The sequence below is a fragment of the Streptomyces sp. NPDC058671 genome (assembly GCF_042716475.1).
Lineage (GTDB): Bacteria > Actinomycetota > Actinomycetes > Streptomycetales > Streptomycetaceae > Streptomyces.
On sequence record NZ_JBHXSA010000017.1, the window covers coordinates 73,088 to 94,494 of the forward strand.

General features: G+C 71.0%; 18 protein-coding genes, 1 tRNA gene and 1 riboswitch. Of the genes, 6 read left to right on the forward strand and 13 right to left on the reverse strand.

Annotated features, from left to right (window positions below; all coding sequences use genetic code 11):
* Window positions 1-131: 131 nt before the first annotated feature.
* Together ACFWV2_RS21650 and ACFWV2_RS21655 are read left to right on the forward strand one after the other, a co-directional pair.
* The gene (locus ACFWV2_RS21650) at window positions 132-1,352 is read left to right on the forward strand and encodes an acetyl-CoA C-acetyltransferase (protein WP_360793457.1); all 1,221 of its coding nucleotides are present in this window, start codon (window positions 132-134) and stop codon (window positions 1,350-1,352) included.
* 230 nt (window positions 1,353-1,582) lie between these two features.
* Complete coding sequence (locus tag ACFWV2_RS21655) at window positions 1,583-2,416, forward strand: hypothetical protein (protein ID WP_360793455.1); 834 nt, start codon at window positions 1,583-1,585, stop codon at window positions 2,414-2,416.
* Between the two features lie 15 nt (window positions 2,417-2,431).
* On the opposite strand, the gene ACFWV2_RS21660 is transcribed toward ACFWV2_RS21655, so the two are convergent.
* Window positions 2,432-2,761 carry a hypothetical protein gene (locus ACFWV2_RS21660; protein ID WP_384406682.1) on the reverse strand — a complete coding sequence of 110 codons (330 nt, stop codon included), beginning with the start codon at window positions 2,759-2,761 and terminating at the stop codon, window positions 2,432-2,434.
* Window positions 2,762-2,832: 71 nt separating this feature from the next.
* Entirely contained in the window at window positions 2,833-3,705 is an 873-nt protein-coding gene (locus ACFWV2_RS21665; protein WP_384406684.1) for an alpha/beta fold hydrolase, read from the reverse strand.
* Window positions 3,706-3,815: 110 nt separating this feature from the next.
* On the opposite strand from ACFWV2_RS21665, the gene ACFWV2_RS21670 reads away from it, so the two are divergent.
* A complete protein-coding gene (locus ACFWV2_RS21670; RefSeq protein ID WP_384406686.1) occupies window positions 3,816-4,373 on the forward strand; it encodes a TetR/AcrR family transcriptional regulator in 558 nt (185 codons plus the stop codon).
* An 87-nt stretch (window positions 4,374-4,460) separates the two neighbouring features.
* On the opposite strand, the gene ACFWV2_RS21675 is transcribed toward ACFWV2_RS21670, so the two are convergent.
* Complete coding sequence (locus tag ACFWV2_RS21675; protein WP_360793447.1) at window positions 4,461-5,363, reverse strand: Bax inhibitor-1/YccA family protein; 903 nt, start codon at window positions 5,361-5,363, stop codon at window positions 4,461-4,463.
* 167 nt (window positions 5,364-5,530) lie between these two features.
* A tRNA-Leu gene (locus tag ACFWV2_RS21680) sits at window positions 5,531-5,615 on the reverse strand.
* 409 nt (window positions 5,616-6,024) lie between these two features.
* Here ACFWV2_RS21680 and ACFWV2_RS21685 point away from each other — a divergent pair.
* Both ACFWV2_RS21685 and ACFWV2_RS21690 read left to right on the forward strand, forming a co-directional pair.
* Window positions 6,025-6,795: an ABC transporter ATP-binding protein gene (locus tag ACFWV2_RS21685; protein ID WP_384406688.1), complete on the forward strand. Its 771-nt coding sequence runs from the start codon at window positions 6,025-6,027 to the stop codon at window positions 6,793-6,795.
* A 59-nt stretch (window positions 6,796-6,854) separates the two neighbouring features.
* Window positions 6,855-9,386 carry an ABC transporter permease gene (locus tag ACFWV2_RS21690; protein ID WP_384406690.1) on the forward strand — a complete coding sequence of 844 codons (2,532 nt, stop codon included), beginning with the start codon at window positions 6,855-6,857 and terminating at the stop codon, window positions 9,384-9,386.
* Window positions 9,387-9,446: 60 nt separating this feature from the next.
* On the opposite strand, the gene ACFWV2_RS21695 is transcribed toward ACFWV2_RS21690, so the two are convergent.
* From ACFWV2_RS21695 to ACFWV2_RS21735, 9 genes are all read right to left on the reverse strand, one after another.
* Entirely contained in the window at window positions 9,447-10,754 is a 1,308-nt protein-coding gene (locus ACFWV2_RS21695; RefSeq protein WP_384406692.1) for a class I SAM-dependent methyltransferase, read from the reverse strand.
* Between the two features lie 172 nt (window positions 10,755-10,926).
* Window positions 10,927-12,306, reverse strand: coding sequence for an NAD(P)/FAD-dependent oxidoreductase (locus ACFWV2_RS21700; protein ID WP_384406694.1), 1,380 nt, complete (start codon window positions 12,304-12,306; stop codon window positions 10,927-10,929).
* Window positions 12,307-12,675: 369 nt separating this feature from the next.
* On the reverse strand, window positions 12,676-13,614 hold the full coding sequence (locus ACFWV2_RS21705; RefSeq protein WP_384406696.1) for an exopolyphosphatase: 939 nt from the start codon (window positions 13,612-13,614) through the stop codon (window positions 12,676-12,678).
* The gene (locus tag ACFWV2_RS21710; RefSeq protein WP_384406698.1) at window positions 13,611-14,153 is read right to left on the reverse strand and encodes a DUF501 domain-containing protein; all 543 of its coding nucleotides are present in this window, start codon (window positions 14,151-14,153) and stop codon (window positions 13,611-13,613) included. The genes ACFWV2_RS21705 and ACFWV2_RS21710 overlap by 4 nt, the downstream gene beginning before the upstream one ends.
* Before the next feature lie 30 nt (window positions 14,154-14,183).
* Window positions 14,184-14,654, reverse strand: coding sequence for a septum formation initiator family protein (locus ACFWV2_RS21715; protein ID WP_360793433.1), 471 nt, complete (start codon window positions 14,652-14,654; stop codon window positions 14,184-14,186).
* Between the two features lie 161 nt (window positions 14,655-14,815).
* Window positions 14,816-16,096 carry a phosphopyruvate hydratase gene (gene eno / locus ACFWV2_RS21720; protein ID WP_384406700.1) on the reverse strand — a complete coding sequence of 427 codons (1,281 nt, stop codon included), beginning with the start codon at window positions 16,094-16,096 and terminating at the stop codon, window positions 14,816-14,818.
* A gap of 323 nt (window positions 16,097-16,419) precedes the next feature.
* Window positions 16,420-17,139: a transglycosylase family protein gene (locus tag ACFWV2_RS21725; protein WP_360793429.1), complete on the reverse strand. Its 720-nt coding sequence runs from the start codon at window positions 17,137-17,139 to the stop codon at window positions 16,420-16,422.
* A 3-nt stretch (window positions 17,140-17,142) separates the two neighbouring features.
* Window positions 17,143-17,314: riboswitch (cyclic di-AMP (ydaO/yuaA leader) on the reverse strand.
* Window positions 17,315-17,572: 258 nt separating this feature from the next.
* Entirely contained in the window at window positions 17,573-18,703 is a 1,131-nt protein-coding gene (locus ACFWV2_RS21730) for a transglycosylase family protein (RefSeq protein WP_384406703.1), read from the reverse strand.
* Between the two features lie 93 nt (window positions 18,704-18,796).
* Window positions 18,797-20,104: a cytochrome P450 gene (locus tag ACFWV2_RS21735; protein WP_384406705.1), complete on the reverse strand. Its 1,308-nt coding sequence runs from the start codon at window positions 20,102-20,104 to the stop codon at window positions 18,797-18,799.
* A gap of 98 nt (window positions 20,105-20,202) precedes the next feature.
* Here ACFWV2_RS21735 and ACFWV2_RS21740 point away from each other — a divergent pair, with 98 nt between their 5' ends.
* Window positions 20,203-21,399: a globin domain-containing protein gene (locus ACFWV2_RS21740; protein ID WP_384406707.1), complete on the forward strand. Its 1,197-nt coding sequence runs from the start codon at window positions 20,203-20,205 to the stop codon at window positions 21,397-21,399.
* Window positions 21,400-21,407: the final 8 nt, after the last annotated feature.

The following is a 21,407-nucleotide window of genomic DNA, read 5'->3' on the forward strand; positions in this document are numbered from 1 at the left end:
GGGGACTCCCGGATGACTGAGCGCTCGCTTAGAAAAGAGGGCTGTGTCACATCGCCTGGGCGGTGACCCCTGCGGTACGTACGGGTAACTTCCCTTTCAGTCCGCTCACACCGCACCCTCATGGAGCCGTGATGCCCGAAGCCGTGATCGTCTCGACCGCCCGTTCGCCCATCGGCCGGGCCTTCAAGGGCTCCCTGAAGGACCTGCGGCCGGACGACCTCACCGCGACCATCGTCCAGGCCGCCCTCGCCAAGGTCCCCGAGCTCGACCCCCGGGACATCGACGACCTGATGCTCGGCTGCGGCCTCCCCGGCGGCGAGCAGGGCAACAACCTGGGCCGGATCGTCGCCGTGCAGATGGGCATGGACCACCTGCCGGGCTGCACGGTCACCCGCTACTGCTCCTCCTCGCTCCAGACCTCCCGCATGGCGCTGCACGCGATCAAGGCGGGCGAGGGCGACGTCTTCGTCTCGGCCGGCGTCGAGATGGTGTCCCGCTTCGTGAAGGGCAACTCGGACTCGCTGCCCGACACGCGCAACCCGTTCTTCGCCGAGGCCGAGGCCCGCACCGCCGAGGTCGCCGCCTCCGAGGGCTCCACCTGGCACGACCCGCGCGAGGACGGCGTCGTCCCGGACGCGTACATCGCGATGGGCCAGACCGCCGAGAACCTGGCCCGCGTCAAGGGCATCGGCCGCCGCGAGATGGACGAGTTCGGCGTACGGTCGCAGAACCTCGCCGAGCAGGCCATCAAGAACGGCTTCTGGGAGCGCGAGATCACTCCGGTGACCCTCCCGGACGGCACGGTCGTCTCCACGGACGACGGCCCGCGCGCCGGCGTCACCCTGGAGGGCGTGCAGGGCCTCAAGCCGGTGTTCCGCCCCGACGGCATGGTCACCGCCGCCAACTGCTGCCCGCTGAACGACGGCGCCGCCGCGCTCGTGATCATGTCGGACACCAAGGCCCGCGAGCTCGGCCTGACGCCGCTGGCGCGCATCGTCTCCACCGGCGTCTCCGGCCTCTCCCCCGAGATCATGGGCCTCGGCCCGGTCGAGGCGTCGAAGCAGGCCCTCAAGCGCGCCGGGCTGACCATCGGCGACATCGACCTGGCCGAGATCAACGAGGCCTTCGCCGCCCAGGTCATCCCGTCCTACCAGGAGCTGGGTCTGGATCTGGACAAGGTGAACGTCAACGGTGGCGCGATCGCCGTCGGCCACCCCTTCGGCATGACCGGCGCCCGCATCACCGGCACGCTGATCAACAGCCTCCAGTTCCACGACAAGCAGTTCGGCCTGGAGACCATGTGCGTCGGCGGCGGCCAGGGCATGGCGATGGTCATCGAGCGTCTGAGCTGACCGTCGGCGGGGCGGTCAACCGTCCCGCGTCCGAGCCGTGACCGAATCTCCCCCAGGATGTGACCTATATCCCGGGGGAGTTCGTTTTCCCAGGTCAGAGCCGTTTCGGGACCAAACACCTGGCAGAAATACCTGTCCAATTCGTGACGTAATGCACTGACAGCGGGCCCCACCCCAGGACAAGCTGATGTAGGAAGTCGGGGGATCGACTCGGAACCGGGAGTACGTCAGTGAGCACCATGCCTCTTGCCCTGCTGCTGACCACGGCCGCTGCCACGGCCGTGGGCGCTGCCGCCCTGCATGCCGTCCACGGTCTCCGCAAGCAGGTCACGGCCCTGCGGAGCGAACTGGCGGCCGGGCGCGCCGTCACCGTTCCCGCAGCCCGCGCCACGCCCGCCGCGGAGATACGGGCCGCGGTCGCGGACGCGCTGGCCGAGGAACGCGAGCGCGAGCTCGCGGAGGCCCGCGCCTTCTGGGCCGCGCAGGAGGCCCGGGACGCGGCCGACGCCCCGTCGCTGCTCGGCGGCCTCGGGGGCCCGGCCGAGGACGGCTCCTTCTTCGTGCCCCGCCAGTCCGACTTCGTGGGTCTTGAGGCGATGGCCCTGGAGGCCATGGAGGCGGAGGCGGCCCAGCTCGACGGCCCCGACGCGTTCGACGCCTTCGACGAGTACCCCGAGGACTCGGCGGAGCTGGCCGCGGCCCGCCGCCGTCACCCCTCGCACCCGGACTTCGTGCCGGTGCAGACGCCGGTCGTCACCGACCACGAGCGGACGGTGGCGCGCCTGGAGGAGCTGGCCGACACCCGCACGGCGCTCACGGACGTGCGGCCGGGCCCGCTCGGCACGCTCGACGTGTACGTCTTCGCGGACGGTACGACGCTCTGCATGACCCCGGGGCACCGCGAGACCGCGGAACGCCTTGCGGAGGCCCTGCGCACCGGGCGTACGCCGGTGCTGCTCGGCGGCTCGGGCGTCTCTGGCGCCTTCGCCCTGACCTTCTCGTACGGCGAGTCCGACGAGGAGAACGTCTACATCCTGGCGGACCGCGTCATCGCCTCGCTGTAGGGCATCCTCCGGCAGTCACAGCCCCGAGCGCTCCGCCGCCTCCCGTACCAGCCTCACGGCCTCGCCCAGTTCCCCCTCGCGGGAATCGGCCGGGGCCGTTCGCAGGATCTCGGCCAGGTCGTTCCCGGCGACGAGGAGCTGGTCGGCGACGGTGAAGACGCCGACGTCGGGCATGAGCACCGGCTCCCGCTCCGGGTCCTCGGCCCGCTGGGCCCGCACGGCCAGCTCGCGGGCCAGGGCAAGCCCTTCGGCGGCCGCACCACGCTGGAGGCGGCTCTGCGGGGCGGCCCGCAGCCGGTCGGCGAAGCGCTCGACGGCGGCGGTCAGTTCACTCGTATCGCGCACCCCGTGACCCTACGCGCCGCCCCGGCCCCCTCGCCAACGGCCGGACGGCGTCGGGCCACCCCGCCCCCGGCTCACCCCACGTGCCGGCCGAGGAAGTCCCGGACGAGTGCGGCGATCTCCTCGCCGTGGGTCTCGAGGGCGAAGTGCCCGGCGTCCAGGAGGTGGATCTCGGCGTCCGGCAGGTCGCGGGCGAAGGCCTCGGCACCGGCCGGGCCGAAGATCTCGTCGCCGCGCCCCCAGACCGCGAGCAGTGGCGGCCGGTGGGTGCGGAAGTACTCCTGGAAGACCGGGTAGCCGTCCAGGTTGAACTGGTAGTCCCAGAACAGCTGGAGCTGGATCTCCTTGTTGCCGGGCCGGTCGAGGCCGGCCTGGTCGAGGGTCCAGGTCTCGGGGGCGATCCGGTCGAGGCGGTCGGCGGGTACGCCGTGGGTGTACTGCCAGCGGGTGGCCTCCGCGGTCAGCAGGTCCCGTACGGCTGCCTCGTTCGCCGCACGGTCCCGGGCATGGGCGAAGAGCACGTCCCAGAAGGGCGTGAAGCCCTCCCGGTAGGCGTTGCCGCTCTGGCTGACGATCGCGGTGACCCGCTCGGGGTGCCGGGAGGCGATCCGGAGGCCGACGGGGGCCCCGTAGTCATGGACGTAGAGGGCGAACCGGTCGGCGCCGATCCGGTCGAGCAGTTCCAGGGTGATCTCGGTGAGCCGGTCGAAGCTGTACGTGAAGTCGTCGACGGCGGGTGCGGCGGAGGCGCCGAAGCCGATGTGGTCGGGGGCGATCAGATGGTACGTGTCGGCGAGCTCGGCGATCAGACCCCGGTACATGTGCGAACTGCTCGGGAAGCCGTGGAGCAGGACGAGGGTGGGGTTCGCCGGGTCGCCGGCCTCCCGGTAGAAGACGTCGAGCCCGTCGACGGTGACGGTGCGGGCGCGGTGGGCGAAGGCAGACATGGCTGGCTCCCCGTTTCGGGTGGGCGGAATCCGACCGGGAGAACGATCGTTCTCCCCGTGCCCTGTAGGCTACGAGAACGATGGTTCTCCACGCAAGGGGTGATCGGACGATGGACGCGGAATCCGCCGAGCTGAAGGTGCTCGACACCGCCGGGCGGCTCTTCGACGAGCGCGGGGTGCAGGCGGTCGGCATGGACGCCATCCGCACCGCGTCCGGCGTCTCGCTCAAGCGGCTCTACCAGGTCTTCCCCTCGAAGGACCTCCTGGTGGAAGCCGTCCTGCGGCGCCGCGACGAGACCGTCCGCGCCGCACTCGCCGCGCACGGCGAGCGGGTCGCGGGCGGGCCGTACGAGCGGGCGCTCGCGGTCTTCGACTGGCTGGCCGAATGGTTCGCGGAGCCCGGCTTCCGGGGGTGCGCGTTCATCAACACCTTCGGGGAGCTCGGCGGCGTCGCCCCGTCGGTCGCCGCCGCCGCACGCGACCACAAGGAGGCCCTGCGGGCGTACTTCGCCGAGCAGACGGACGCTCTCGGCGCCCCGCCCGTCCTCGCCGGCCAGCTGTCCCTGCTCGCCAACGGCGCCATGGCCGTCGCGGGCATCACCGGCTCCCCCGAACCGGCCGCGCAGGCGAAGGCCGCGGCCCGCACCCTGCTCGACGCGGCGCGGTAGCCCGGACGCGGTGAGGGGGCCGGACACGCGGAAGGGCCCGCCCGGCACGAAGCCGGACGGGCCCTTCCCCCCGAGTCAGGGGGTGCGTCAGTCGTCGCCCTGCAGGATCGACAGCAGGCGCAGCATCTCCAGGTAGATCCACACCAGGGTCATGGTGAGACCGAAGGCGGCCAGCCAGGCCTCCTCGCGCGGAGCGCCGTAGTTCACGCCGTCCTCGACCTGCTTGAAGTCGAGGGCGAGGAAGCAGGCGCCCAGGATGACACCGATGACACCGAAGAGGATGCCGAGGCCACCGCTGCGGAAGCCGAGGCCGTCACCGCCGCCGAAGACGGAGAACAGCAGGTTGACCACCATGAGCAGCATGAAGCCCATGGCAGCGGCCATCACGAAGCCGTAGAAGCGTCGGTTGACGCGGATCCAGCCCATCTTGTAGGCGATCAGGACACCGGCGAAGACCGCCATCGTGCCCAGGACCGCCTGCATGACCACACCGTCGGCGATGTACGTCGAGACGGCGGCCGAGATCACTCCGAGGAAGACACCCTCGAAGGCCGCGTAGCCCAGGATCAGCGCGGGCGAGGCCTTGCGCTTGAAGGACTGCACGAGCGCGAGGACGAGCGCGACCAGGGCGGCGCCGATGGCGATGCCGTAGGACTTGCCCAGGTTGGCCGAGTCGACCGGCAGCAGGAACCAGGACAGGACGGCGGTGAGCACGACCGTGCCGAGCGTCATGGCCGTACGGCTCACGACGTCGTCGATCGTCATCACGTCGCCGCGGACCTGCTGCGGCGCGCCGAGCTGCGTGTCCTGCGGGGCGTACGGGTTGGTCGCGTACGGGTTCGTCGCGCCCTCGACAGCCGGGCTGCCGGCGGCGTACGGGTTGGTTCCGACGGCGGGGCCCCCGGCCTGCGGCTGCTGGCCGGCGAAGCCCGCGGTGCCGTTGTCGCGGCTGAACCCCCGTCGCGAGAAGACCGGGTTGCTGCTCCTCATCTCACTCCTCCATGGCGTGCCGCATGAGCGCGGCCTCTCGTCAAGGGTAATGCGTAGGCAAAAGAAACTCTCTAGTGCTCGGGGAGGATCTTTTCAAACGCCTGACGAGGAGCGAAGGGGGGAGAGGAGGGGCCTCGCCGGGCCGCAGGCACTCGCCTGGGGCCCGGTGGTGCCCGGAACCGGACTCGAACCGGTACGGCCCGAAGGCCAGCGAGGTTTAAGCTCGCCGTGTCTGCATTCCACCATCCGGGCGTCGCGAAGCTCCGCGTTGGCACATGAGCCTATCGGGGCGCCTCCCTCGTTCAGCGGAACGTGAGCCCGATGTTGTCTGATTTTATTGGCGCCTGAGGGTGTGTCAGTGCAGGTGAAGGCGCTTTCGTCGAACTGTGACGGGAGTCGCAGGCGCAAAGCCGTACCCCCTGGAATGACGAAAAGTCGTCGCACTTCTGTCACCTCGGCCGAACACCGCCACAAGGGTGTCCGGAAGGGCGTCCACGACGGCTCCCCTCAGGGCCGCCGTCATACCTCAGGAGGACGAACCGGACCCCCGGTCCGACTCCAGGCTGCCCCGGGAACGGGCATGTGGGCGGACGACCGGGCCCGGAACGCTCGACACGATGGAGGGGTTCCCGCAACAGCCCCGCAGTGACAGGAGTCCCTCGTGACCACCACCCCCACCGTGTCCCGCGCCACCGCGGTGGCCGCCCGCGCCACGGATCTCTCCAAGGTCTACGGACAGGGCGAGACCCAGGTGGTCGCGCTCGACGGGGTCAGCGTGGACTTCCGTCAGGGCGAGTTCACCGCGATCATGGGCCCCTCCGGCTCCGGCAAGTCGACGCTCATGCACTGCGTCGCCGGCCTCGACTCCTTCTCCTCCGGCTCGGTCCGGATCGGCGAGACGGAGCTGTCCACCCTGAAGGACAAGCAGCTCACCCAGCTCCGCCGGGACAAGATCGGCTTCATCTTCCAGGCCTTCAACCTGCTGCCGACGCTGACCGCCCTGGAGAACATCACGCTGCCCATGGACATCGCGGGCCGCAAGCCCGACAAGCAGTGGGTCCAGCAGGTCATCGACATGCTCGGCCTCTCCGCCCGGCTCAGCCACCGCCCGACCGAGCTCTCCGGCGGCCAGCAGCAGCGCGTGGCCGTGGCCCGCGCCCTCGCCTCCCGCCCCGAGATCATCTTCGGCGACGAGCCCACCGGAAACCTGGACTCCCGCTCCGGCGCCGAGGTCCTCGGCTTCCTGCGCAACTCGGTACGGGAACTGGGCCAGACCGTCGTCATGGTCACCCACGACCCGGTGGCCGCCTCATACGCGGACCGTGTCATCTTCCTCGCGGACGGCCGGATCGTCGACGAGATGCTCCACCCGACGGCGGACGGAGTCCTCGACCGCATGAAGGCCTTCGACGCCAAGGGCCGTACGAGCTGACGCCGTAACGCGGCCCCGCCCCGACCTCCGTCCCACCCCCTTCCGTTCAGGACACACCCATGTTCCGTACCGCCCTGCGCAACGTGCTCGCGCACAAGGCGAGACTGCTGATGACCGTCCTCGCCGTGATGCTCGGCGTGGCCTTCGTCTCCGGCACCCTCGTCTTCACCGACACCCTCTCCCAGGCCTTCCGCAGCCAGTCCGCGAAGAGCTACGACGACGTCGCCGTCGCCGTCGGCATGTACCCGAGCGAGGAGGAGGCCAAGAAGACCCCCGGCCTGTCCCAGGCGGTCGTCGACCGCGTCGGGAAGCTCGACGGGGTCGCCTCCGTCACGCCCCGCGTCGACGGCTTCGCCGGTGTGCCCGACAAGGACGGCAAGCTGATCGGCGTCGGCTGGTCCAACAAGGGCACCAACTTCGCCCCCGGCAAGGACGGCAAGGACCGCGCGTACACCTTCACCGCGGGCGGCGGGCCGGTCCAGGACGGCCAGATCGCGCTCGACAAGGCCTCCGCCGACAAGGGCGGCTACAAGGTCGGCGACACCGTCCGCGTCGCCACCAACGGTCCGGTGAAGGAGTTCGAGCTCTCCGGTGTCTTCACGACCGAGGACGGCGCCGTCAACGCCGGCGGCAGCCTCGTCCTCTTCGACACCTCCGTGGCCCAGAAGCTCTACCTGAAGCCCGGGTTCTTCCAGGACCTGACCGTCACCGCCACCCCCGGCACCGACGCGGACAAGCTCGTCCCCGAGGTCCTGAAGGTCGTCCCGAAGGCGGCCACCGCGCAGACCGGCCAGGCCCTCGCCGACCAGGAGGCCAAGGACATCGAGGCCGGTCTCGGCGCGCTCAACCAGGTGCTGCTCGGCTTCGCGGGCATCGCGCTCTTCGTCGGCGTCTTCCTGATCTCCAACACCTTCACCATGCTGGTCGCCCAGCGCACCAAGGAACTGGCGCTGATGCGCGCGGTGGGTGCCTCGCGCAAGCAGATCACCCGTTCCGTCCTCGCCGAGGCCGGTCTCGTCGGTCTGGTCGCCTCCGCCGTCGGCTACCTCCTGGGCATCGGCATGGCGGTCGGTCTCCGCTCCGCGATGGCCGCCTTCGAACTGAAGGTCCCGGACGGCCCGCTGGTCCTGGAGACCACCCCGGCCCTCTCGGCCTTCGGCGTCGGCGTCCTGATCACCATGTTCGCCGCCTGGCTGCCCGGCCGCCGCGCCGCGAAGATCCCCCCGGTCGCCGCCATGAACAGCGTGCACGCGACCCCCAACGGCAAGTCCCTCGTCGTACGGAACGCGATCGGCGCGGCCGTCACCGCGCTCGGCGCCGTGCTCATCGTGCTCGGCGCGGGTCAGGGCGGCGACGACGGCCGGCTGCTCATCGCGGGCGGCGCGTTCCTCACCCTCATCGGCGTGATCGTGCTGATCCCGTTCCTGTCCCGGCCCGTGATCGCCGTGATCCGTCCGGTCTTCGTGAAGGCCTTCGGGGTCTCCGGCAAGCTCGCCGGCCTGAACGCGGTCCGCAACCCGCGCCGCACCGGCGCCACCGCCTCCGCGCTCGCCATCGGCCTGACCCTCGTCACCGGTCTCTCGGTGATCGGCTCGACCGTCGGCACGGCCCTCGACAAGATGACGGTCGACCAGATCAAGGCCGACTACATGATCACCATGGCGAGCGGTGACGGCCTCAGCAAGGAGGCGCTGGCCGCCCTGGAGAAGACGCCGGGCGTCACGGCGGTCTCCCCGCAGCAGTCCGGCGCGCTGCAGATCAAGGGCGACTTCGCCGCGGCGTCCGGTGTCACCCCCGGTTCCATCGAGAAGGTCCTCAAGGTCACGGTCGTGGACGGCTCGCTGGCCTCCCTCGGCCAGGGGAAGATCGCCGTCGCGGAGAAGACCGCGACGAAGCGCGGACTGAAGGTCGGCGTCACCGTGCCGGTCGAGTACCTCGACGGGGTCAAGGGCAAGCTCACGGTCGGCGCGGTCTACGAGGACAGCGAGTTCCTCTCGCCCGTCATGATCGACCACAAGGTGATCGACGCGCACGAGCAGCAGGCCCACACGCCGCAGATCTTCGTCGCGACGGACGGCGGCCCGTCCGAGGCGCACGAGAAGGCGCTGGCGAAGGCCCTGGGGGAGAACCCGGCGATCACCGTGATGGACAAGAAGGACATCCGTGACTTGTTCGGCGGGCAGATCAACATGCTTCTGAACATCGTCTACGGCCTGCTCGCGATGGCCCTGATCGTCGCCGTCCTCGGCGTCGTCAACACCCTCGCGATGTCCGTCTTCGAGCGCCAGCAGGAGATCGGCATGCTGCGGGCGATCGGTCTCGACCGGCGCCGGGTGAAGCGGATGGTCCGTCTGGAGGCCGTGGTGATCTCGGTGTTCGGCGCGGTCGTCGGCATCGGCCTCGGCTCGTTCCTCGGCTGGGCCATCGGCGAGACCTTCAAGAACAGCCTGCCGGGCTACGCCCTGGTCCTGCCCTGGGAACGGATCGGGCTCTTCCTGGTCCTGGCCGCCCTGGTCGGCGTCCTCGCCTCCCTGTGGCCGGCCCGGAGCGCCGCCAGGCTGAACATGCTGGCCGCCATCAAGACCGAGTAGGCACCGCACCACCGGCGAAGGGCCGGCCTCCCGACCCGGGAGGCCGGCCCTTCCCGTACGTCAGGCCTTCTCGTTCCACACGCGCGGCCGCAGCGCCGTCCCGCTCCTCCCCGACGCCGGGGTCTTCACGGCGAGGAACTGGTTCACGCCGATCCGGTTGCGCTCGAAGGAGACGGCGGAGGCCGCCATGTACAGCCGCCAGACCCTGGCCCGGCCGGGCGAGACGAGCCGGACCGCCCGGTCCCACTCCCGCTCCAGGTTCGCCACCCAGCGGCGCAGGGTCAGCCCGTAGTGCTCGCGGATCGCCTCCACGTCCCTGACCTCGAAGCCGGCGTCCTCCAGGGTGCTCAGCGTGCGGCCCATGGGGGCGAGTTCACCGTCGGGGAAGACGTACGCGTCGATGAAGGCGTCGATCTCGTACGCCTCCTCCTCGGGCTCGGGGCGCCGGGAGATCTGGTGGTTGAGGAGCCGCCCGCCGGGCTTCAGGAGCCCGTACAGCGTGTCGGCGTACTCCCGGTAGCGGACCGCGCCGACGTGCTCGGCCATGCCGATCGAGGAGATCGCGTCGTACGGGCCGTCGTCGACGTCCCGGTAGTCCTGGACGCGGATCTCGATCAGGTCGGTCAGGCCCTCGTCGGCGATCCGCTTGCGGGCGTACGCGGCCTGCTCGCGGGAGAGGGTGATGCCGACGACCCGGGCGCCGTACTCCCGGGCGGCGTGCAGGGCCATGGAGCCCCAGCCGCAGCCCACGTCGAGGAGCCGGTCGCCGGCCCTGAGGTTCAGCTTGCGGGCGATGAGGTCCAGCTTGTCCCGCTGGGCGTCCTCCAGGGTCGCGTCGGGCCCGTCGGACGCCCAGTACGCGCACGAGTAGACCATCGACGGGCCGAGGACGATCTCGTAGAAGTCGTTGCCCACGTCGTAGTGGTGACTGATCGCCTGCTTGTCGCGGCGCTTGCTGTGCCGGCCTCCGCTGCGGCCCCGGATCTCCTCCGCGGGCGGACGCGGCGGCGGATACGGCCCCACGAGCCGCAGCAGGGAACGGGCGGCGGCGCGGAGCCTCGGGTCGCGTACGGAGTCGAGGAGGCCGCGGGTGTCCTCGGCGCGCGCCCACAGGAGGCCGGAGACGCCGTCCAGGAACTCGTACAGGTCTCCCTCGACGTCGAGCTCACCCGCGACCCAGGCGCGGGCCATGCCCAGTTCGCCGGGCTTCCAGGTCATCCTCCGCAGGGCGCGGCGGTCCCGCACGACGAGGACGGGTCCGCCCACCGGACCGGCCTCGCTGCCGTCCCACGCGCGCAGTCGGACCGGGAGCGGTCCTCCGAGGAGTTCCTCGGCGAGAGTCGCAAGCCGCGTTGCGGCGTCGCCCATGGTGCGCACCTCCGTGATCTCGTGCCCCGGACATCATCGTCACCAGGGGAACACCGTCCGTAGGTATTTCCAGTCCCGCCGCAGCGCAATCTTTCCGGGGAACACGCGAAGGGCCGTCCGCACCACGGATGGCGGACGGCCCTTGCGGGGGTGTTGCGGTACTGCGGGTGCGCTAGGAGGCCTTGGCCTTCTCCTGCACCGGGGCGGCCGGCGCGGGGGCGGGCTTGGCCGCCTCGTAGAACTCCTCGCGCGGCGTCTCGATGGCGCCGAGGGAGACGACCTCACGCTTGAGGAACATCGCGAGGGTCCAGTCGGCGAAGACGCGGATCTTGCGGTTCCAGGTCGGCATCGCCATGCCGTGGTAGCCACGGTGCATGTACCAGGCGAGGCGGCCCTTGAGCTTGATCTTCACCTTGCCCATGACGATCATCGCGACGCCCTTGTGCAGACCGAGTCCGGCCACCGCGCCCTTGTTGGCGTGGCTGTACTCCTTCTGCGGGAAGCCGCGCATGCCGGCCACCACGTTGTCGCCGAGGACCTTGGCCTGGCGCAGGGCGTGCTGGGCGTTCGGCGGGCACCAGGCGTTCGGGTTGCCGGCCTTGCGGCCGACCAGGTCCGGCACCTGGGCGTTGTCGCCCGCGGCCCACGCGTAGTCGAGGCCGTTGATCTGGAGCTTCTCGTTGCAGTCCACGTGGCCGCGGGGGCCGAGCGGCAGACCGAAGCGGGAGAGCGCCGGGTTCGGCTTCACACCGGCGGTCCACACGATCGTGCTGGAGTCGACCTCGAGGCCGTTCTTCAGCACGACGTGGCCGTCGACGCAGGAGTCCATGGAGGTCTGGAGGTAGATCTCGATCCCGCGGCTCTCCAGGTGCTCCTTGCCGTACTGGCCGAGCTTGGGGCCGACCTCGGGGAGGATCTTGTCGGCCGCGTCGACCAGGACGAAGCGCATGTCCTCGCGCGACACGTTCTGGTAGTACTTCGCGGCGTCACGGGCCAGGTCCTCGACCTCGCCGATGGTCTCCGCGCCGGCGAAGCCGCCGCCCACGAAGACGAAGGTCAGCGCCTTGCGGCGGACGTCCTCGTCGGTGGTCGAGTCGGCCTTGTCGAGCTGCTCGAGGACGTGGTTGCGCAGGCCGATGGCCTCCTCGATGCCCTTCATGCCGATGCCCTGCTCGGCGAGGCCGGGGATCGGGAAGGTACGGGAGACGGCGCCCATCGCGATGACGAGGTAGTCGAAGGGCAGCTCGTACGCCTCGCCGACGAGCGGCGCGATCGTGGCGACCTTGCGGTCCTGGTCGATGGTGGTGACCCGGCCGGTGAGCACCTCGGCTCCACGGACGACGCGTCGCAGCGGGACGACGACGTGGCGCGGCGAGATGCTGCCGGCGGCGGCTTCGGGGAGGAAGGGCTGGTAGGTCATGTACGACCGCGGGTCGACGACCGTGACGGTCGCCTCCGCGTAGCGCATCTTCTTGAGGATGCGCCGAGCTGCGTACAGGCCTACGTACCCGCCTCCAACTACGAGGATCCTGGGACGCTCCGTGGTGCTCATGCCATCGAGTATCCACCCCGTCAGAAGGGGGTGCTCGTGCGCCCCTTCACAAGCTCCTCGGGTACCTCTGCTACACTGCGCGGCCCACGTGATCCAGGTCATGGTGCTGCAAAGGAACCGGGGTGCGCGGGCGAACGTTGTTCACCCCCTGTGAACTGGCCCGGAGAGCTTCCGTTAACGCTGAACCACGGGGTGCATTCACACGATGGAAACATCGAGCGAATCGGCCTCCGCGCCTGCGAAAGGGCCCTGGGCGACCCCTCGGAAGGCCTCACGGCCCCCCTCGGGCGCCATCAGGGCCCTTTTCCTTGTGAAGAACTTCACGAACTTTCCCGACGCGGTGTCGTCAGGAGGCTCGATAGCCCCCCGCTATGCGACGGATAGAGCGATCCCATCGAGGATGTCGTGCTCGCTGACCACGACCTCGGCGGCTCCGACGCGCTCCACGATCTCCCTCAGGACGAGCGCCCCGGCGATGATCACGTCGACCCGGCCGGGGTGGATGACGGGGATCGCGGCCCGCTCGTCGTGCGTGGAGGCGAGCAGCCGCTCGGTGACCTCGGCGACCCGGGCGGCGGAGACGCGGGCGTGGTGGATCTTCTCGGAGTCGTACTCGGGGAGCCCGAGCGCGATCGCGGCGACCGTGGTGACCGAGCCGGCGAGCCCCACCAGGGTCCCGGCGGTGCCGATCGGCACGGTCTCGGCCGCCAGGTCGAGGGCGGCCCGGACGTCGGCGCGGATCGCCTCGACCTCCTCGGCGGTCGGCGGGTCGTGCCGTACGTGCCGCTCGGTGAGCCGGACGCAGCCGATGTCCACGGAACGGGCCGCCTCCACGTGCCGGTTGCCGGTGACGAACTCGGTGGAGCCCCCGCCGATGTCCACGACGAGGTACGTCTCCGAGCCGTGGAGCTCGCCGGTGGCGCCCGTGAAGGAGAACTCGGCCTCCTGGTCGCCGGTGATGACCTCGGGCTCGACACCGAGGATCTCCACGACCCCGTTCACGAACTCGTCGCGGTTCTCGGCGTCGCGGGAGGCGGAGGTGGCGACGAAGCGGATCCGTTCGGCGCCGAGCTCCTCGATGACCCGGGCGTACTCGCGGCAGGCGGCGAAGGTGCGCTCCAGGGCCTCGGGCGCGAGCCGGCCCGTCCTGTCGACGCCCTGGCCGAGCCGGACGATCGTCATCCGCCGGTCCAGCTCGACGAGGTCACCCGTGGAGCCCGCGCCGGAGGCGCTGTCGGGCACGGTGACGTCGGCGACGAGGAGGCGGATCGAGTTCGTACCGCAGTCGATCGCGGCGACCCGGGTCACGCGCCCTTCCCCTCTTCCTTGTCGGCGCACGGGCTGACGCACGCGCCCTTCGCCCACCACTCCGGCAGCATCGCGAGCGCCTCGTCGCCGAACGGGTTCACGCCCGGGCCCGCGGCCAGCGAGTGACCGACGAGGACGTGCAGGCACTTGACCCGGTCCGGCATGCCGCCGGCGCTCGGGAAGCCCTCCAGGACCTCGATGGCGTCACGGCGGGCGAGGTAGTCCTCGTGGGCGGCCCGGTAGGCGGCGGCGAGCTCCGGGTCGGTGGCGAGCCGGGCCTGCATCTCCTTCATGACCCCGTTGGCCTCCAGGGTCCCGATGGCCGAGGCCGCCCGGGGGCAGGTCAGGTAGTACGTGGTCGGGAACGGCGTGCCGTCGGGCAGCCGGGGCGCGGTCTCGACGACGTCCGGGTTGCCGCACGGGCAGCGGTGCGCGATGGCGCGCAGGCCGCGGGGCGGCCGGCCGAGCTGGAGCTCGAAGGCGGCGATGTCCGCCTCGGTGGGCTCGGTGCGTTCGGTCTGCGGAGGGGGCGTTTCCATGTCTGCCTTGCTCGTCAGGTCGTTACGGGCTTACGGGCGGTCGGCGCGGTCCACGCCGTCCCAGAGGTTGTCGTACCAGGGGCGGTCCGCCGCGCCCTGGTCGGCGCGGGGCCTCTGCTCCGCGCCGGGGTCGTTCACGGTGAACCCGGTCTCGCCGGGCAGCACGTAGTGCAGGTGCTCGCGGGCGAGGCGGCGGACGTAGGCCGGGTCCTGGAGGCGGGCCTTCTCGTCCTTCAGTTCCTCGACCCGCCGGGCGGCCTCGGCGGCCCGGCGTTCCTGCTCGGCGATCTCACCCTGCTGGGAGACGTAGCTCCGCATGGGGTAGGCGAGCGCCACGACGAGGGAGCAGACGACCAGGGCGAGGAAGGCCGCGCGGCCGGTGAGCCGGGAGCGGCGCGCCTGGCGGCGGGTCTGGGAGCGGTAGACACGGGCGGCGGTCTGCTCGCCGAGCAGCCTGATCCGGGTCGCGGTCGAGAACCGGTCCCGGTCCTTCGCGGCCATGTCGTGTCGCCTCCCCTGTTCACGCGGACGTCCCCGCACACGGTACGGGACCGAGTACGGGGACGTACGGATGAGCGGGGGTGTCAGCCCTCGCTGTGGCTGATCAGCCCTTACGGCGCCTGCTCAGCCCTGGTGCGTCTGCTCAGCTCTTCCTGCGTCGCTCAGCCCTTGAAACGCGGGAAAGCGCTGCGGCCGGCGTAGACCGCGGCGTCGTCGAGGATCTCCTCGATGCGCAGCAGCTGGTTGTACTTGGCGACGCGGTCCGAGCGGGCCGGGGCGCCGGTCTTGATCTGACCGCAGTTCACGGCGACCGCGAGGTCGGCGATGGTCACGTCCTCGGTCTCGCCGGAGCGGTGGGACATCATGCACTTGAAGCCGTTGCGCTGGGCCAGCTCGACGGCGTCGAGGGTCTCGGTCAGCGAGCCGATCTGGTTGACCTTGACCAGGAGGGCGTTCGCGGAGCCCTCCTCGATGCCACGGGCCAGGCGCTCCGGGTTGGTGACGAACAGGTCGTCTCCGACGATCTGGACCTGGTCGCCGAGGCGCGAGGTGATGGTCTTCCAGCCGTCCCAGTCGTCCTCGTACAGCGGGTCCTCGATGGAGACCAGCGGGTACGCGGAGACCAGCTCGGCGTAGTAGTCCGTCATCTCGGCGGCCGTGCGGGACTGGCCCTCGAACGCGTACGAACCGTCCTTGTAGAACTCGGAGGCGGCGACGTCGAGCGCGAGCGCGATGTCACGGCCGGGCTCGTAACCGGCCTCCTTGATGGCCTCGATGATGAGGTCGAGAGCGGCGCGGTTCGACTCGAGGTTCGGCGCGAAGCCGCCCTCGTCGCCGAGACCGGTGGACAGGCCCTTGGTCTTCAGGACCTTCTTCAGGGTGTGGTAGACCTCCGCACCCCAGCGGAGGGCCTCGGAGAAGGACTCCGCGCCGATCGGGGCGATCATGAACTCCTGGATGTCGACGTTGGAGTCGGCGTGCGACCCACCGTTGAGGATGTTCATCATCGGAACGGGCAGCAGGTGCGCGTTCGGACCGCCGAGATAGCGGAAGAGCGGGAGGTCGGAGGCCTCGGACGCGGCGTGCGCGACGGCGAGGGAGACGCCGAGGATGGCGTTGGCGCCGAGCGAGGCCTTGTTCTCGGTGGCGTCCAGGTCGAACATGGCCTGGTCGATCAGGCGCTGCTCGGTGGCGTCGTAGCCGACGAGCTCCGGGCCGATCTGCTCGATGACGGCGAGGACGGCCTTCTCGACACCCTTGCCCAGGTAGCGGTTGGGGTCACCGTCGCGAAGCTCGATGGCCTCGAACGCACCGGTGGAGGCGCCGGACGGAACAGCAGCACGGCCGGTGCTGCCGTCGTCGAGGCCGACCTCGACCTCGACCGTGGGGTTGCCTCGGGAGTCCAGGATTTCCCGGGCTACGACGACGTCGATGGACGGCACGAGCATCTCCTTCTGGGATGTGACGCTGGATGTGACGCAAGGTCGGTGCGGGGTCGCTCGGCCTTGCGACAAGAGCCTAACCGGCGCGGGGGCTCCGGTCGGCCGGGCGCCCGCCCCCTGGGACGAAAAAGGACCCAAGGGCATGCATCCCGGGACGAAGGGCCCCGGATCTACTGGGCGGTAACCGTCATGTCCGGCGTGCTGCGGAAAGACGGGAACCCCGGCCCGGCGCGCACAGGGGGGAGGCGCGCCGGACCGGGGTGGTCACCGCGGGAGGGTCGTGGGGGCCGCGTGAGCCGCCGGACTCACGCGGACCGCCGGGCTCACTTCAGGTGGAGCTGCTGGCCCGGGTAGATGAGGTCGGCGTTCTCGACGACGTCCTTGTTCAGCTCGAAGAGCTTGCTCCAGCCGCCCTGGACGCCGTGCGCCCGGGCGATGGTGCCGAGGGTGTCGCCGGACTCCACCTTGTACTCGCCGTCACCCTTCTTGACCGACTTGCCGGTCGGGGTGGTGACGGTCTTCTTGGTGGCGGCCTTCGGCGTGGCCTGGCGCTGCGGGGTCTGCTGCGCGGACTTCTTCGGGGCCTGGCGCTGCTCGCTGCGGGTGGTCGGCTGCTCGGCCTTCCGCTCCTGCTGCTGCGGGGCGGACTCGGCGGAGCCGCCGCTGTAGGAGGCGTTGGAGAGGCCCACGCCACAGCTCGGCCAGGCACCCTTGCCCTGGCCCGCGAGGACCTTCTCGGCGATGGCGATCTGCTGGGACTTCGACGCCTGGTTGGCGGTCGAGGCGTAGGCGGTGCCGCCGTACGCGGCCCAGGTGGAGGCCGAGAACTGCAGGCCGCCGTAGTAGCCGTTGCCCGTGTTGATGGACCAGTTGCCGCCGGACTCGCACTGGGCGACGCGGTCCCACTCGGAGGCCGTGGCGGCCGAGGCGGTGCCCGCGGTCATCAGCGGGGCCGCGACGGCGACACCGGTGACGCCGACGAGCGTGACGACCTGGGTGGCCTTGGAGGGACGGCGGTGCTTGCCCTTGCCGGAAAACAGCATGGAGATTCTCCTCACCGACGCCTGTGAGGTGAGCTGTCGGGTTCGGGCCGGAAAGTTGCCCGGCCGCGTGCTGTGGCACGCGGCTTCACCCCAAGCCGTTCGCCGGCCGTCTCTCAACGGCCGGGACCGGCACTTACCTTGGGTCCCCCACTCCTGCCTTCGGCGCTTACGCGACGACTGTTCCCATCGGCCGACGGCAGGATTCGGCGTTTCGGTCGACGGGGCCCGCGGTGGCGAGCAGTGACGACCGTAGACACAGACCCGCCGGAAGTTCAAAGAGGCGTATTGCGGAAATATCGCCCCTACTTGCCCTCCGGCGAGTGGCATTTGTGCAGGTGAGGGGTGACGGGAGCCGACCGTGCGGGCGGGACACGCCAGTTGGGGCGAAGAGACCCATGTCTCACTTACCCAGAACCGGACATAAGCGCTCGAATCATTCGGCGTTCGCGGGCGAACCTTCCGTCAGATCGAGGCTCTGACCAGGGAGGATGAGATCCGGGTCGACACCGACCGTCCGCCGGTTGGCGTCATAGAGGGCGGTCCAGCCGCCGGGGAGCTCGTTCGCCCGCGCGATGTCGGACAGGTTGTCACCCGGCCGCACGGTGTACGCGTCCGAAGTGTCCTGACTGTCCGTTGCACCCGAATTCTTCACCGCGCCGACCGGGGTCGCGGTGAGGGGGCTTTCGCCGAACTTGTTAGCGGATGAGGCATGTCTACCTGATTCGGTAGAAGTGTCCCCCTTGCCGCTTTCCTCCGGTGCGGCGCCGCCCCGGTGCTTGCCGGTGCCGACGGTGGCCGACGACCCGTCACCCGCCGACGTACCGGGCATCACGGACGTACCGGGCGTGACAGAGGCGTCAGGGGTGTCGGGGGTGACCGGCGTGGTCGGCGCGCCCGGCGACGTCGGCACGGCCGGGTGGGTCGCGTCGGTCGGGGCGGTCGGCACGGAGGGGCTCACCGGGGTGGTCGGCGAGACGGGAGCCGTCGGCGTGACGGGCCTGCCGGACGTCCCGGAAGTGGCCGGTGCGACGGGCGCGGTCGGCGTCGCGGCCGTCCCCGCGCTCGGCTTCGCGGTCGCGGAGGTGCCCGTCGAGGCCCCCGGCAGCCCCGCCGTCCTGTTCGACTCGACGACCGGCCCCGTGGGCGCCCTCGGGACGGAGGCCGGGCCGGGATTCACACCGGGGGCCGTGCCGTCGTTCGTCAGGCCGGCGATCGGCGCGCAGGTGGCCCATTCGGCGGAGCCCCTGGCGAGGGCCTTCTCGGCCACCGCGATCTGCTGGGCCCGGCTGGCCAGGTCGGCGCTGGGCGCGTACGCCAGGCCGCCGTGCCGCTCCCAGCTGTCCTGGGTGAACTGGAGCCCGCCGTACATGCCGTTGCCGAAGTTGGCGCTCCACTGGCCGCCTGACTCGCACTCGGCGACGCGGTCCCAGGTGGCGGCGTCGGCCGCGGAGGCGGAGCCCGTGGCGAGCAGCGGCAGCGCCATGGCGGAGCCGGTCACACCGGCTGCGACGACGAGGGCGGGGGCCTGACGGGGGCGACGGTGTCGTCCGTTCCCGGAACGCATAGGAGCGCCTTTCGCGTGACGGCTGAGAGTGCCGCGAACGTAGCGGTATTCGAACGCTCGTCACAAGTCGATGGCCCCGCGATCACGCGAAGATCACATTTCTGATACGCCGTCAGTGTGCTGGAGCGGTACGGACGGGGAGAACTCCACCGGAAGCGTGCGCAATCCGCGCATGATGAGCCCTCCGCGCCACCGGAGTTCGGCCGGGTCCGCGGCAAGTCGCAGGTCCGGAAGGCGCGTCAGGAGGGTCGCGAGAGCCGTCTGTCCCTCCAGGCGGGCGAGCGGCGCGCCGAGGCAGTAGTGGATGCCGTGCCCGTACCCGAGGTGCTGGTTGTCGCGCCGCGTGAGGTCCAGGCTGTCCGGCGCCGTGAACCGCTCCGGGTCCCGGTTCGCGGCGGCCAGCACGACCAGCACCGGGTCCCCCGCCGGGATCGTCTGCCCGCCGATGGTCAGCGGCTCCGTCGCGTACCGCCAGGTCGCCATCTCGACCGGCCCGTCGTACCGCAGCAGCTCCTCCACGCCCGTCCCCAGGAGTCCGGTCTCGCCCGCCGCGAGGGAGGCCTGGAGTCGTGCGCGCTGCTCGGGATGGCGCAGCAGTTGGTACACGCCGTTGCCGATGAGGTTGACGGTCGTCTCGAAGCCCGCGAAGAGAAGGATGAAGGCCATGGCGGCGGCCTCGTTCTCGGTGAGGTGCTCGCCGTGGTCGGACGCCCTGATGAGTCCCGAGATCAGGTCGTCGCCCGGTTCGAGCCGCTTGCGGTGGATCAGCTCCGCGAGATAGCCGCGCATCTTCTTCACCGACCGGGCGACCCCGCCCCGGGGTCCCCCGCCGTGCCGGATCATCATCCCGGCCCAGTCCCGGAAGTCGTCCTGGTCCTCCTCGGGCACGCCGAGCAGGTCACAGACGGCGTAGATCGGCAACGGGAAGGCGAACTCGTGGATGAGGTCCGCGCTGCCCCGCTCCACGAAGGAGTCGATGAGGCGATCGGTCAGCTCCTGCACGCGCGGGGTGAACTCGGCGACGCGGCGCGGGGTGAAGGCCTTCGACACGAGGCGCCGCAGCCGGGTGTGGTCGGGCGGGTCGATGTTGAGCAGATGGGTCATCAGCTCGGCCTTGCGTTCGCCCGGGATACCCGTCTTGCCCTTCGCGTGCGGGGACTCCGCGTGGTGCACCGGGTCCTTGGAGAGCCGTTGGTCGGCGAGGGCCTGCCGGGCGTCCGCGTACCGGGTCACGAGCCAGGCCTCGACCCCGCTCGGCAGCGTCGTCCGGTGTACGGGCGCGTGCTCCCGCAGCCAGGCGTAGGCGGGGTACGGATCGGCGGCGAACTCCCAGGTGAAGAGCTCGGGGACGGGGGTGCGGTCGGGCGAGGAGGCGGGGGCGGGGCCGGGGGTGGTGCTCACCCCCCGACGGTACAGGGCGGCCCCGGCGGTGAGGTGTGTGGAGATCCTGTGATCAAGAAGGGGGGCCGTGCCCTAGATTCGTGTCGGTGGATCCCCAGATGCTCAGAAGCACGTTCGCGGTCGTCGAGAGACGGGCCGAACACGCCGTCACCTTCTTCTACTCGCATCTCTTCTGGCACAACCCCGGCATGCGCGAGCTGTTCCCCGAGGACATGCGGCCCCAGCGGGACCGGCTCTTCGCCGCGCTCGCGCACGTGGTGTCCCACCTCGGGGAGCCGGGGCTCCCCGAGTACCTGGGGCGCCTGGGCCGCGACCACCGCAAGTTCCTCGCCTCCCCCGCGCTCTACGCCGCCGTCGGGTCGAGCCTGCTCGCCGCGTTCGCGCACGCCGCCGGATCCGCCTGGACCCCGGAGGCCGAGAAGGCCTGGGCAGAGGCGTACGAGCAGGTCGCCGATCTGATGCTGGCGGGTGCCGCAGAGGCGGTGGCGGCCGAGGAGCCGGCCTGGTGGGACGCGGACGTCGTCCGGCACGAGCGGTACGGCGAGGACCTGGCCGTCCTCACCCTGCGGCCCCGGCAGCCCCTGCCGTACCGCCCCGGCCAGTACGTCAGCGTCAGCTCGCTGCGCGTCCCGCGGGTCTGGCGCACCTACTCCCTCGCGGACGCGCCCCGCCCGGACGGCACGGTGGAGCTGCACGTGAGCCGGGTCCCGGGCGGCGCCATGAGCACGGTGCTCGTCGACCGGACAGGACCGGGCGAGACCCTGCGGCTCAGCGCCCCCGGCGGCGGCCTCACCGCGCGCACGGAGCCCGGCGGACTGCGTACCTATATATGCGGGGGCACGGGCTGGGCGCCGGTGCGGGCGCTGCTCGCCGAGGCGGCGGAGGCCGAGCCGGAACTGACGGGCCGGCTCTTCGTCGTGGCGCGGGCGAAGGAGTACCTGTACGGACGGCGGGACGCCGAGCGCCTGAAACGGCTGCTCCCCGGTCTCAGCGTCACCTACATCACCTCGGCGCCCGGCCACCCCAAGGACCAGGCGACCGAGCGGCTCCTCCAGTCACTGCAGGCCTGCGTCCACTGGGCCTCGCACGACGTCTACCTCGCCGGGCCGCCCGCCTTCCTCACGGAGGTCACGGAGGCGCTCGTGGAGCTCGGCACCGACCCGGCCCGCGTCCACCACGACGCCCTGCCGCCCGTGGACGGCTTCACCGTCCGCCCCAACTCCGCGGCCGAACGCCTCCTGGCCCCGCCGGCACCGCCCTGGCACGACCCGCAGTCCCGGGCGCCCAGGCCGTAGACCGAGGC

Coding starts and splice junctions, on each gene's coding strand:
- ACFWV2_RS21650 (WP_360793457.1), top strand. CDS start 132: ATGCCCGAAGCCGTGATCGTCTCGACCGCCCGTTCGCCCATCGGCCGG.
- ACFWV2_RS21665 (WP_384406684.1), bottom strand. CDS start 3,705: ATGTCTGCCTTCGCCCACCGCGCCCGCACCGTCACCGTCGACGGGCTC.
- ACFWV2_RS21670 (WP_384406686.1), top strand. CDS start 3,816: ATGGACGCGGAATCCGCCGAGCTGAAGGTGCTCGACACCGCCGGGCGG.
- ACFWV2_RS21675 (WP_360793447.1), bottom strand. CDS start 5,363: ATGAGGAGCAGCAACCCGGTCTTCTCGCGACGGGGGTTCAGCCGCGAC.
- ACFWV2_RS21690 (WP_384406690.1), top strand. CDS start 6,855: ATGTTCCGTACCGCCCTGCGCAACGTGCTCGCGCACAAGGCGAGACTG.
- ACFWV2_RS21695 (WP_384406692.1), bottom strand. CDS start 10,754: ATGGGCGACGCCGCAACGCGGCTTGCGACTCTCGCCGAGGAACTCCTC.
- ACFWV2_RS21700 (WP_384406694.1), bottom strand. CDS start 12,306: ATGAGCACCACGGAGCGTCCCAGGATCCTCGTAGTTGGAGGCGGGTAC.
- ACFWV2_RS21710 (WP_384406698.1), bottom strand. CDS start 14,153: ATGGAAACGCCCCCTCCGCAGACCGAACGCACCGAGCCCACCGAGGCG.
- ACFWV2_RS21715 (WP_360793433.1), bottom strand. CDS start 14,654: ATGGCCGCGAAGGACCGGGACCGGTTCTCGACCGCGACCCGGATCAGG.
- ACFWV2_RS21725 (WP_360793429.1), bottom strand. CDS start 17,139: ATGCTGTTTTCCGGCAAGGGCAAGCACCGCCGTCCCTCCAAGGCCACC.
- ACFWV2_RS21730 (WP_384406703.1), bottom strand. CDS start 18,703: ATGCGTTCCGGGAACGGACGACACCGTCGCCCCCGTCAGGCCCCCGCC.
- ACFWV2_RS21740 (WP_384406707.1), top strand. CDS start 20,203: ATGCTCAGAAGCACGTTCGCGGTCGTCGAGAGACGGGCCGAACACGCC.